Annotated in this window: 7 protein-coding genes; all 7 read left to right on the top strand. The window is 39.9% G+C overall.

Annotated elements, in window-relative coordinates:
- Positions 1–447 precede the first annotated feature (447 nt).
- Positions 448–1,359, top strand: a complete 912-nt coding sequence (locus tag ACXZ1K_RS17365) for a hypothetical protein (protein ID WP_458970948.1) — start codon at positions 448–450, stop codon at positions 1,357–1,359.
- A gap of 22 nt (positions 1,360–1,381) precedes the next feature.
- Positions 1,382–2,074, top strand: coding sequence for a hypothetical protein (locus ACXZ1K_RS17360; RefSeq protein ID WP_458970947.1), 693 nt, complete (start codon positions 1,382–1,384; stop codon positions 2,072–2,074).
- A gap of 409 nt (positions 2,075–2,483) precedes the next feature.
- The gene (locus tag ACXZ1K_RS17355) at positions 2,484–4,136 is read left to right on the top strand and encodes a hypothetical protein (protein WP_458970946.1); all 1,653 of its coding nucleotides are present in this window, start codon (positions 2,484–2,486) and stop codon (positions 4,134–4,136) included.
- Positions 4,137–4,199: 63 nt separating this feature from the next.
- Positions 4,200–4,778 carry an RNA polymerase sigma factor gene (locus ACXZ1K_RS17350; RefSeq protein ID WP_458970945.1) on the top strand — a complete coding sequence of 193 codons (579 nt, stop codon included), beginning with the start codon at positions 4,200–4,202 and terminating at the stop codon, positions 4,776–4,778.
- A gap of 90 nt (positions 4,779–4,868) precedes the next feature.
- A complete protein-coding gene (locus ACXZ1K_RS17345) occupies positions 4,869–5,975 on the top strand; it encodes a FecR family protein (protein ID WP_458970944.1) in 1,107 nt (368 codons plus the stop codon).
- A gap of 87 nt (positions 5,976–6,062) precedes the next feature.
- Positions 6,063–7,457, top strand: coding sequence for a carboxypeptidase-like regulatory domain-containing protein (locus ACXZ1K_RS17340; RefSeq protein WP_458970943.1), 1,395 nt, complete (start codon positions 6,063–6,065; stop codon positions 7,455–7,457).
- Between the two features lie 135 nt (positions 7,458–7,592).
- Positions 7,593–13,079, top strand: a complete 5,487-nt coding sequence (locus ACXZ1K_RS17335; protein ID WP_458970942.1) for a hypothetical protein — start codon at positions 7,593–7,595, stop codon at positions 13,077–13,079.
- Positions 13,080–13,081 lie beyond the last annotated feature (2 nt).

Genomic DNA, 13,081 nt, shown 5'->3' with positions numbered 1-13,081 from the left:
CTTAAAGTCAGAACTGATTCCATTGAAATTATAACTAATGCACATTTACGCCGCCTGAAGAATTTGAAACAATGTAAAGATCATTGATTTCTTTTCTAGCTCAATTACCTTCTTCTCCGATTCATCCGGAGCATCATTAGCAATAGTGGTAATGTAACTGGTATAATACCATTTAATTACCTCTTCGCGAGTTTGAGTGGACTGGCCCTTCGCAAGCCCAATGCATTAAGACTGATAACCCTCCATAATCCTCAGAGAGTCCTCGCTATGGCTATAATACTCGGGGGAGGAAGCTGTAATGCCTTCATCCTCAATATTAAATCATATTGAAAATCCCGGGAATGTATCGAAAAGGAAACTGACTTTGGAGATTTCATTTATAATATTAACAACATAAGCAGTTTTGTAGTGTTTATTGACAAGCGATGGATAATTAACCTATTTATAATGCAGCATCCAATCAACATTGTTATAAAAGGAATGGTGATATCCGATTTGTCAGGGTTTCGGTATGGGCAGCAGCTTCACGACCAGCAGTTTTTTGAGTTAAAGTTTCGGCAACCGTTACTGGGTTCCCCTTTTTCTTTCGCCACTGATGACCCGGCAAATTACGAACATCAACCTATAACGCTCCAATTTGAAAGTGCTTTTGGTAAAATCAGGTCGGTTAGCGGGACAATTGTAAAGCTAGAGTTTAGTAATACGGCCCGACAGAATGCGGAGGTAATCGTAACCGGTACCATGTATAAGCCGGAAGGTAACCTCTCTAAATTTACGATAGCCTTATTTGCCTTATTGGTCTTGCCAATTTTATTCACAGGGGTTCTGTTTTGGAAAGTTTCCCAATTAAGTAGCGCGCTTACAAAAAGAACGGGGACAGTTGCTTCTTTCCAGGATCATACGGGCAAAGGAACGCATCATTACTACTTTAAAATTTCACCTTTCCATGCCTCTTTTAACAGGTCTTACCATGCGCCGGTGTTGAATACCGCACGGGACAATATAAATGCTTTAGAAGGTGGTACTGGGCAAAAGGTGGATTTTTATGTTTTTAAAAATGAATTAAGCAAGTTGAATGATCCACGCGAAAAGCTCAATTTCTTTTATCTTAAATCAGCAACACAAACAGCTGATAAATTTGATTATTACTATGATATTTTGGGGTATACAACTGATAAAGTTGGATATTACCTCGCTTGGATCGCATACCTTTTGATCGAAATTTTTTGCTATGCTTCTGCTTTATACTGTTATAAGATGTATGCCCTTTATCAACAAATGAAAAACAAGATCTGTTGGTATACCTGCCTTGGGTTGGCTGTCCTGTTTAATATTTTTATCCTTGCATTAATGCTTTAATCATCTATAAAACACTATACAAATGAAAAAAAAGATTTATTTGTTTTTTTGTCTGACAATCGCAGCTTGTCATTCCAACACAAAAGAGAACACAAAAATGGATACCACAAAGAACAGTGACACAACCTCTGTAAACTCAGGGCCGTTTGATTTGGCAAAGCTAACATTGAACGAAAATCTGGAGGTCCTGACAAACAACTTGGGTATTAAACCGGAAGCAAAAGAGGAAAATGACGTAACCATGCTGGGTTTTGAAGTTTTCAAAAGCAGTAGTTCAAAAGTGCTTCGATTTGAAAATTTTGATCTGTCGGGTCAGAGGGGAAAAAGCAAAAACAGTGTCTTATTTCATCAAAACGATAAAAAAGTCTTAGCAGGTTATGAATTAACGCTTTATAACCAACAGCAAACAGATACATTGATCAGTCTTACATCTAAAGTTGCAACCTTAGTTTTCAAACAAACCCACATGCCCAAAGGTGCAATTGAACTTGATGAAAACGGTAACGAAGTAAAAAATAACGACAGTGTAAGAAAGACCTATCGCGTATGGGAAAACAAGAAATCAGGTTTGTCTTACTTTCTTACCGAAAACGGTTTGGGAAAAAATTTGGTTTCAAAGCTGATCGTTTTGAACAGGTCAACCCCATTTGGGAAGGATTGGATTTCAACCCTTCAATTAGATTGGTATAAAAATGAAAAAAGTGAATCATTTTAAGGGGTTGAAATCGACTATTTAATCTTGAAGAGTGCTTGGTCTGTACAGTAGTATTCACTTGCTATAATACGGTATAAGTACGGCTTTTGTACGGGTTTGGTTCGGCTAAATCCGTACAAAAGCCATAGTATAGCCATTGTTAATATATGGTCAATAACTTTTTGACTGCTGCACAGTCTGATGACAAATCAAGTTAAAGTAGATTAGTGTCACAAGACGCCTAATCCTACACCATGTATTCTGCACCAAAATCGCCCTTCGCTGGATGCATTTTGTAAATAAAGAAGGCAATAAAGTAAATACAACTACTTAGAGAAATGATGGCATCATGGTGCAGGATGGTTAGTAAATTTAATCCCTTAAATTTGCCAGCTACGCTAACCAATATATAACCAAATCATTGCACCTTATGAAAATAAGTTCCCTTATAATCGCCTATTTATTTGCGGCTACAACCATATCTCCAGCTTTGAAGGCAGCAGAAAAGCCTAAGCCTAAGATCATCAATATTGTTAATTTCATCAGGCTATTAGAGCCCAGAGATCCCAAAATTACGCAAGACGTGCTATTTCAAACTGTAGTAAAGCAGGTTGAAATCATGAAAAAATATAAGTTGGGAGGTTCTTTTTTATTGCAGTATGATGCATTAATGGATAGTCGGTATCAAAAATTATTAAAGTCGCTACCGAAAGAAGATTTCGAGATCGGTGCCTGGTGGGAAATTCCTCAGCCTCTAGTCGAGAAAGCTGGTTTGAAGTGGAGGGGAAGATATCCATGGGACTGGCATGCAGATATTGGATTTTCTACCGGTTATACGCCTGCAGAGCGGGAGAAACTGGCAGATGTATACATGGAAGATTTCAAAAGTATTTATGGATACTATCCAAAATCTGTGGCTTCCTGGTTTATTGATTCTCATACTTTAAATTATTTATACGATAAATACCACATTGTAGCCTCGGCAAATTGCAAAGACCAGTATGGCACAGATGGTTATACGTTATGGGGCGGTTACTGGAACCAAGCCTATTATCCAAGCAGGATCAACTCTTACATGCCGGCGCAAAATGCTGCTAAACAGTTGCCTGTACCGATATTCAGGATGTTGGGCAGTGATCCTGTAAGACAATATGATACAGGTGTGAGCTCTAGCAGGCAAGGTGTTATCACATTGGAGCCCGTATATCCGGAAGCTGGGGGAGATGCGGCTTGGGTGAATTGGTTCTTTAAAGAATTTGTGGAAGGCGAAGCGATGGAATTTGCCTATACGCAGGCCGGTCAGGAAAATTCCTTTACATGGGACGCCATGTCTAAAGGATTCCAGATCCAAATGCCGCTAATTGCTAAGCTGCGGGATGAGAAAAAGGTTAAGGTGGAAACGCTTGCGGCCTCCGGACAATGGTTTAAAGATCATTATAAAGTAACGCCGGCCACTTCGGTTACGGTTAATAAGGACATCGAAGGTAGTAACCGTAAAACAGTATGGTTCAACAGTCGATTTTACCGCGTAAATGTTTTGTGGGAAGATGGCGGATTAACCTTCAGAGATATTCATTTGTTTAACGAAAATTTCCCATCGGTTTATGCCGACAATAAGGCGACTTCTAACGAATGTTCTTTCTTTACCCTACCTTTTGTGGATGGTTATATTTGGAGTAAGCCAGGTAACTTGGCCGGATTGCGATTAAAAGCTTTGGTAGATGGGAAAGAAGTGTTGCTTAAAGGGGGAAATCCGGATATAACAAGCCCTTCTAGTGGAAAATTGCACATTTCATGGCCGTTAGAGGGGAACAACGGTTCGCTCGTGATGGATCTGAATGAGCGTCAAATGAAGGTTAGTCTTGTGGGCGGTAAAGCTGTTAACTGGTTTCTGGATTTAACAACTGCCGGCAATAGTGCTTTACCTTTTATAGCTGTAAACGCCAATAATATTCAATGCGAGTTTGAGGGAATGAAGTATGGGGTAAACGCATTGAGTGGCACGTTCAGTAAACCTAACGATAAAACTGTTTTTAGGGTTAGTCCTGCGAAGAACACGATTCAGTTAGATTTTTCTAAATAATCAATTGCCGGTTAGCGCTAAATAATTTTTTCTATATTAGTGTTTCTAACCAATTAACTCCTCATGTTGGATTTCAGCAACTACAGTGACCAGGAATTAATCCGGCTATTCGCGTCGGGTAATGACGCTGCTTTTAAGGAAATTTACATGAGGTACGATAAGTTACTTTATTTATATGCCTATCATAAGTTAGGTAATAAAGAGGAATCAAGAGATATGGTGCAGGATGTTTTCGCATGGTTGCTTAACAATCGCGAAAACCTAAATTTAACCACTACTTTGTCTGGCTATCTGTACAAGTCTGTTTTAAACAAAATTTATAACCTGTATAAACATAAAGAAGTGTTACGAAAGTACGCAACAGAAGGTAATGGTTATTTGGATATTGAGGAGACAGGAACCGATTTTCTGATAAGGGAAAAGGACATTAACGCAGTTATAGAGCGGGAGATTGCGGCAATGCCAAAGGGTATGCGCGAGGTGTTTGAATTGAGAAGAAAAGCGTACATGAGTACAAAAGAAACTGCTGAACATCTTGGCGTTGCAGAATCTACCGTAATTACCCAAATGAAACGTGCAAAGAAGCATTTGCGCTTAAAGTTGGGCTTAATGGTATACTTGTTAATGATTAGCCAGTTGTAATATAAATGAATTATATTTTATGCGCTTGTCCCCATTTTTTATTTTTAAGTTGCCTTTAGTGGTAAGGTGTAAACCCGTTGTTATTAATTGATGGAAAATAGAGACTTCAAAAACGAAAAAGCGGCAAAATATTGGCTGCATTATTTCAGGAGAGATGATATACCTGCTTTATCCGAAAAGGAGCTGCAGGAGGAAAGCGACCTGATTTTTGAGTCGTTAATGAATGGACCAACTGTCAGGCCGGAAAAGGTAACTCGTCTTTGGAACCCTTCAATGGCAGCTTCTGCTGCAGCAATTGTGATAATTGGGCTTGCGATTTTATTTTATTTCAATAGGAAGGCGGAAGTAAGGCAAGATCATTTGGTTTCGAATAAAACGAGCAACAAGAATACCGAAATAGTGCCCGGGATTAATACTGCAACTTTAATTCTTGCAGACGGAAGTGATGTGGTTCTTTCAAATGCTGCAAACGGAAAAATTGCTGAGCAACAGGGCGTAAATATTTTTAAGACAACTGATAATACACTGGTTTATCAAACCAAAGAATACAAAGGAAAGCAACCAGAGTTTAATACCGTGTTGACGGCTAAAGGACAGCAATACCAGGTAGTTTTGCCTGATGGAACAAAGGTATGGCTAAATGCGGCTTCCTCGGTAAAATTCCCGGCAACTTTTGCCGATTTGAAGAATCGCATCATTACGCTAACGGGAGAAGCGTATTTCGAGGTTGCGAAAGATAAACTACATCCGTTCATTGTTAAAACAGCGCAGCAGGAGATTAAAGTACTGGGTACGCATTTTAATGTAAACAGTTATGCAGATGAAAAAGCTACCAAAACCACCTTACTGGAAGGTTCAGTGCTTATCCATGGTCCGAAACAAGACGTAGTGCTAAAGCCAGGTCAACAAGCTGAAATTAATGCATCACATCAAAAAGTGGCGAATGCGGATGTCAATGAAAGCGTAGCCTGGAAAAATGGAGACTTTATTTTTAATGCGGAAGATTTTAGCAGTGTCCTCAGACAGGTATCTCGCTGGTATAATGTTGAGATCGTCGATGAGGTTGGTCACGACGGATTAAGACTCACAGGTGCTATACCAAGAAACAACAACTTATCGGCTGTACTATTGTCGCTGGAAACAGCTGGAAAAGTAAAATTTCAATTAACAGGCAGAAAAGTGGTTGTTGTCCGTTAAATGAGGTTGAGAAGCTTTCTTACGCTCTTTATCTTGTTAACTTGCTTAGTCTTTTCCCGGCAACAAGCCCATGCCCAACGCATCAATTTGAAACAGGATAATATCAGCCTTCAAAATGTTTTTAAAGAAATCAGGAAACAGGTGAACTACGGCTTCCTGTATAATGATGATTTGCTTAAAAATACCAAGCCTATTCAGGTAAATCTTAGCAATGCTACTCTTAATGAAGCAATGGATTCTGTGCTGCTCAATCTCCCTTTAAATTATACCATACAGGATAAAATGGTAGTGATTACAGCCAAAGAGGAAGTTATCAAGTTAAAAGGAATCACTTTTACCATAAAGGGGATAGTAAGGAACAGAACCTGGGAAGTATTGCCTGGTGCTGCAATACTTTTGGGAGGTTATAAGATAGGTACAGCTGCCGGTGACGATGGTAAATTTGAACTAAAAGATCTGAGTCCGGGTAGTTATAACATCCTGATACAGATGGTTGGTTTTTTGCCGACGACAAAGAATGTGGTCATTTCTAATAAATCTCAGGAACTTGATATTTTTTTGGACGAAAATGTCAATCAACTCACTGAGGTAGTGATCAAACCAGATCCTTATCGACCAGAATACCTGAAATCTTTTTTGGAGAATTTTATTGGTACATCGCCTAATGCGAAGAAATGCGAGGTGATTAATCCGGAAGTGATTCGTTTTGATTACGACCGGCAAAACAGGATACTTAGGGCCTCAGCTGATGAATTTCTAATTATCGACAACAGAGCTCTGGGCTATAGGTTGAAATACTTTTTAAAATATTTCGAGATGGACTATGAGACTCGTGTAGTGCACTTTTCTGGTTATCCCTATTTTGAAGAATCAGATCCGGACGAAAGCAAAAGGAAGCGTTTTGCAGAAAAAAGGGAAATGGCTTACCTGGGTTCACCACAACATTTTTTTAAGTCGCTTTACAATAATACCTACCAGGAACAAGGCTTTATCATTAATAAAATGATTAAAATGCCTAATAAAGAAAAAATGCCTGATTATGTGATCGATGAGAAAATCAAGTTGCTGTCCGAGAAACTACGTAAACGGAGTGACGATAGGAAACGCAAAGATCTACTTAATAATTGGCTGAAAATGAAACTGATGACGGATACGGTGGAAGTTTTGATCAGGGAAGAAGTTCCAAGGTTTTCGATAGTTCAACAAAAGGTGCCGTCAATGAAAACGCTCGATTTTAAAGATGCACTCTACATCGTTTTTAGGGGAGAGAAAGAGCCAAAAGACTATACCAAATACTCAGGCTTTAAAATTAAGCGGCCAGATGATTTTGTCAACTACCAGATATCATTAGTTTATCAGTTAAGGTCATCGCCGGGTTTTTATGAAAATGGTGCCGTCAATGATCCCGAATCATTGCTATATGAGGGTTTATGGGCTTACGAGATGGTTGCAGACATGATGCCAATGGATTATGTGCCTTAGTTAGTAGATAGATAATTAAAAATATTTTATTTGTTTGTCCCCAGTTTATATTTCTGAGTTGCCTTTGTTTATGAATGCGGAAAATTAAAGTTTTCTGCATTAAAGAAATGAAATGTTAACCAAATATATACACTGATGAAATCGAAGCGCTCTCTTCTTACCATCCTGTTTATTTCAGTTTTGGGGTTTCTAGCTTTCGTTCCAAAGGACAACGGTCCTTTGGACAAGCTGGTGACTTCCCTTCAGAAATGGACAGAAACCAATCCAATTGAAAAAGTATACCTGCATACCGATAAGCCATATTACGCAGTTGGAGATACCATTTGGTTTAAAGCTTATGTAACTACCGGCAGCCGGCACCAGCTATCTGCCATGAGCGGCGCACTTTACGTGGAGCTGATCAATGAAAAGGACTCCATCATCAAATCTTTAAAACTACCACTTGCCGCGGGGATGAGCATGGGAGATATTACTCTGGAAGATCAGATTGTAGAGGGGAGCTACCGGCTTAGGGCTTATACGCAGTGGATGAGAAATGCTGGTGCAGAATATTTCTATGATCACACCTTTACGGTAGGTACGCCAGTTAGTCAGGAGGTAACCGCCATTTCAAACTATCAATACAAAATCATTGATAATAAGACTACACTCACGGCAACGCTTAATTATACGGATGACGAGGGTAAACCCATAACTGGTCAAAATGTAGAATATGAGATCATGCTGGGCCGAACCAGGATTTACACCAAATCCATAAAAACAGATGATCAAGGCAGCATCAGTATAGGTATTCCCAATGAAAAGCAGTTGGACCTTCGAGGTGGATATATCCGTACAACATTTAACGTAAAAGGTAATAAAATAATTAAGGACTTTCCAATCAAAGCGGGTCTTTCGCAAACAGACATTCAATTCTTTCCGGAAAGTGGAAACCTGGTAAATGGTGTAGCATCTAAAGTAGGGTTTAAAATTACCGGAATAGATGGTAAGGGGTTGTCGGTAAAAGGGAAAATATTGGATAGTGAAAACAACGAGATAACGGAAATTGCTACGCTTAATGCAGGAATGGGAAGTTTCTCCATGATGCCACAGGCGGGTAAAACCTACATTGCACAAATTTCACTTCCTGATGGCACGAATAAAACAATCCCTTTGCCTGTGGCGTTGAACGACGGCTATGTATTGAGTGTTTTTCAACCAAATGCAGACAGCGTTTTAGTCAGAGTAAGTGTTTCGCCAAGCAAAGCAGAATCACTTAAAAGTACGCCTGTTAACTTAGGTTTTATTGCGCAGATTGGTGGTGAAACGATAATGGCTTCTCCGATTACAATAACAAGAGCTACAACCTCATTTTGGCTGGAGAAAAGCGCATTTCCATCTGGTATTGCACAGTTTACATTGTTCTCAGATTCAGGGGAACCTTTAAATGAGCGGATTGCTTTTATTAAAAGTAAAGATCAAATGCAATTACGGTTGTCTACAGCCAGGAAAGTTTACAAGAGCAAAGAACGTGTTGAACTGAACCTGGAGGCAAGAGATCGGTCTGATAAATTGACCGCCGGTAATTTTTCCGTAACTGTCATAGACGAGAGCAAGGTACCTGTTGATGAAAGTGAAGAAAGTACCATTTTTTCAAATCTGTTACTGACTTCGGATTTGAAGGGCTACGTCGAAAAACCCAATTATTATTTTACAAAGGATAATGCGGAAGTTAATAAGGCATTGGATAACCTGATGCTTACGCAAGGCTATCGTAGGTTTACATGGAAAGAAGTTGCTGCAGCATCTTCGACCAATCAGGATCCTAAGTCGGCCTATATGACCAACTCCATGTTTAAGGTTGAGGGATTGGGTGTAGACATTTCCGGCGTGGTAAAAACCCTGGGAGGTAAGATGGTGCCAAATGCTAAGGTAATGTTAATGGCCACAAAAGCAGGAATTCTTCAAAACACTACAGCAGATGCTGGCGGGCGGTTTAAGTTTGAAGGACTGGTACTTACCGACAGCATCAAATTTGCTGTACAGGCCCGAACGGAGAAAAATGGAACGAAGGTAGAGGTGATTTTGGATTCTGTACCCAAGGTTTTCGCCTCTAAAAACAAGAATATCGCCGAGGTAAATACCAATATCTTTCAGACGCTTAAGACTTATATAGACTATGGTAAAAAGCAGGATTCAATAGCTGCAAAAATGGGCAAGCTGAGCATGGTGCAGCGCTTGAGAGAGGTCAACATTTCTGCGAAGAGAAATGCAGCAGCACTTGAAGCTCCCCAGGGGATGTTTAAAATACCATCGGTTTCTGCAGATCAGACCTTCGTTTTCGAGGATGCGGAGAAATGTGCCACACTGCTGACCTGTCTGCAAGGGCGACTTCATGGCGTGGTGTTTGAAAATGTTATGGGTGTTACGGTAATAAAAGATGTTAGAGGTTCAGTGATGAATCTGATACTTGACGGCAGGAAAGTTGACGATCCTTACGAATTAACAAATCTCCTTGATCTTACTTTGTCGCCTGAAGATATTTTGAGGATAGAGGTAGTCCGCACTAATGGGGCTATGATAAGTTATTTGAGTGGCCCGGCAATTCTGATCATCAGAAAAAACGGTGTGCTACTGCGGAAACCTTTTAATCCTAATGTTGCAAACATCCAACCCAAAGGCTTTAACAAAGCAAAAGAATTTTACTCCCCTAGGTACGATCGTCCGGGCAGCGATATTGAGCTGCCCGACCTTCGGTCGACGATATTTTGGGACGCAAGTGTAAAAACATATAGTACTGGCAAATCCACAATCAATTTTTTTAATGGGGATGGGCCTGGTAATTATAAAGTTATTGTAGAAGGTATTAACGCTGAAGGGGAGCTGGGCAGACAAGTTTACCGCTATGCAGTTGAAGGGGATCGCTATGCCAGTAATGGGATAATCGGTATATCGAAACTCGGCCCTCCGGAAGGACTTGCCAAAACCATTTCTGCTGGGTTGGATAGCTTAAAGAATAGACTACCTATCGAGAAAGTTTACTTGCATACCGATAAGCCATATTACAATATAGGTGATACCCTGTGGTTTAAGAGTTATGTGATGGATGCTAACCTATCGGCCTCTAAACAAAGTAAATTACTTTATATCGAATTGGATGATGATAGTTCTGAAGTGGTAAGAAGAATTAGCATTCCTGTAAACAAAGGTTTGGGTTGGGGACAAATTCCATTGCCAGCAAAAATATTTCATGAAGGGGGGTATACTTTAAGAGCCTATACCAATTGGATGCAGAACTTTGGCGAAGATTATGTATTTACCAAAAGGTTTTATCTGGGAATCCCTAAGCTAAGTAACTGGCTGGTCAACTCAAAGGCCGAGATCAACAATTTTGAAGAGAAAGACAGGCTTGACGTGAATATCAATTTACAGCAGACAGACAAATCTCCTGTAGGCTTAAAAGATGTCGAAGTGAAAATCTATGAGGGCGATCATTGGATCTTCAATGAGAAAATGCGAACTACTCAAGAGGGTAATTTGGAATTCAGTAAAATACTTAAAGAAAAGACAGACGGAAGAAATTTGCGGGTAGAGATTAGGACAGATAAAAAAGATAGAGAGACCCAGATTTTACAGGTGCCGCTGACCATCAACAGAAAAGGAAAAATAGACTTGCAGTTCCTCCCTGAGGGTGGACATCTGGTGGCTGGCTTACGGTCGGTAGTAGGATTTAAAGCAATTGCTGAAAATGGAAAAGGTACTCCTGTTAATGGAAGTATATTGGATAGTAAAGGAGTTGAGGTCGCTAAATTTGAAGCAATACACAATGGTATGGGTTCGTTTGAATTCACGCCAAAGCCTGCTGAGGTATACACCGCCAGATTAAATTTGCCTGGCATTGATAATAACAGTTATGTATTCCCAAGAGTTGAGACGTCAGGTACCATCATACATGTGGATAATTTAGAAGATAATGCTTCCTTAAAAATAACCTTAAAAGCAACCTCTGGTGCATTGAAAGCCGATAGCAGCTATTACTTGGTTGGTACTTCAAAAGGAGTCATGAACTTCTGGCAAAAAGTTGATTCTAATACGGAGGAGATCAGCATAGCTAAATCAAAGTTTCCGACTGGAGTTTCCAGATTCACTTTGTTCCAGGAGAAAAGGCCTATAAACGAACGCGCTGTGTTTATTGATCACGATGACCGGTTAATTGTTCAGGTTGATCCAAGTAAACCGGCATATTTAAAGCGAGACAGTGCAGAGCTGGTTATACACGTTAAAGACAAGAATGGACTACCAGTAAAAGGTAATTTCTCCATCACGGTTACAGATGACAGTCAGGTTAAGGCCGACAGCACTGGAAATGAGGCCATTGGGGCAAGTTTATTGTTGTCGTCAAATCTAAAAGGTGCAGTGGAATCACCTGGTTACTATCTCAATAGATCAGATAAAAATTCCTGGCTGGCACTAGACAATTTAATGCTTACACAAGGATGGACTGGTTATGCCTGGGAAGATGTTTTTAGTGAGGCGAAACTCAGATACCAGGCAGAGAAAGAGTTTCAAATAAGTGGTGTAGTCACCAGTCTGTTTAAAAAGCCGGTGGCGAATATGCCTGTTCTAATTTCCTCGAAAAAGCCATCATTTATCACTACTTCAGTAACAGATCTAAATGGACGTTATGTATTCAAAAATCTACCACCGATAGATAGTGGTTCATTTTTTATCCAGGCGATGACTGCGAAAGGTAAGCAACGGGCTTTCGGTGGCATTACTGTTGAGCGTTTTCGTGCGCCAGAAGTGCCATCAATGATAAGAAGCGCTGTCTTGCCATGGTATGTTAATACAGATAGTACACAAGTGAATTATGTGAAACGGGCTGCTGAGAAAGCAGACGATTATTTTATGAAGGGCGATGGAATACGTTTGAACGAAGTGAATATAGCCAGAAAGAAAGTTATACCTGGATCCAGAAGACCCTTTACTGGTAAGGAGCCAGATCTAGTATTTGATAAGCAAGACATTAGAGAATCCGGTACAATGAATCTGTATCAATTGTTAAAACAAAAAATTCCCGGCTTTAAAATATTTAGAAATTGGGAAATTCCTGGTGGTCCCGTGATGTTTGCTTTTGGTAAATACCGGGGTAAAAAGGGCGACATCTCGATTGACGGCAAGCCATTAGATTTTGAGATCATGATTGATGACACAACTTCTGTAAATCAAGTTGTAGATGCTTTAAGTTATTATCAAGTGGAGACGTTTAGCGGTTTAGAAGTAAATTACAAATCGTTAGCACAGATAAGAGCTTATTATTTTGCTGTAATAGATATTACTACCCCATCTCGTACTGGTTACCATGTAAATAACAACCCTGGTGCAGTAACCTATAGGCCACTTCCGATAATGTACCCACAGGAGTTCTACAGTCCGAAATATGCTGTCAAGACTTTTGATGCTGGAGCGCCGGACTTCCGCTCCACCTTATTTTGGGAACCTAACATTGTTACAGATGTTAGTGGACGAGCTAAGGTGTCATTTTATACCTCGGATATTACAGGTAGCTATAGCGTCAATGTAGAAGGTGGAAATATGAATGGAAGTATTGGGAGTGGGGCAAAGAAATTGAAAATTAATTAATG

The sequence above is a fragment of the Pedobacter jaeyakensis genome (genome assembly GCF_054461315.1).
The sequence above is the reverse complement of the archived record's forward strand: the minus strand, read 5'-3'. Positions and strand labels throughout refer to the sequence as shown.

Coding starts and splice junctions, on each gene's coding strand:
- ACXZ1K_RS17365 (WP_458970948.1), top strand. CDS start 448: ATGCAGCATCCAATCAACATTGTTATAAAAGGAATGGTGATATCCGAT.
- ACXZ1K_RS17360 (WP_458970947.1), top strand. CDS start 1,382: ATGAAAAAAAAGATTTATTTGTTTTTTTGTCTGACAATCGCAGCTTGT.
- ACXZ1K_RS17350 (WP_458970945.1), top strand. CDS start 4,200: ATGTTGGATTTCAGCAACTACAGTGACCAGGAATTAATCCGGCTATTC.
- ACXZ1K_RS17345 (WP_458970944.1), top strand. CDS start 4,869: ATGGAAAATAGAGACTTCAAAAACGAAAAAGCGGCAAAATATTGGCTG.
- ACXZ1K_RS17355 (WP_458970946.1), top strand. CDS start 2,484: ATGAAAATAAGTTCCCTTATAATCGCCTATTTATTTGCGGCTACAACC.
- ACXZ1K_RS17335 (WP_458970942.1), top strand. CDS start 7,593: ATGAAATCGAAGCGCTCTCTTCTTACCATCCTGTTTATTTCAGTTTTG.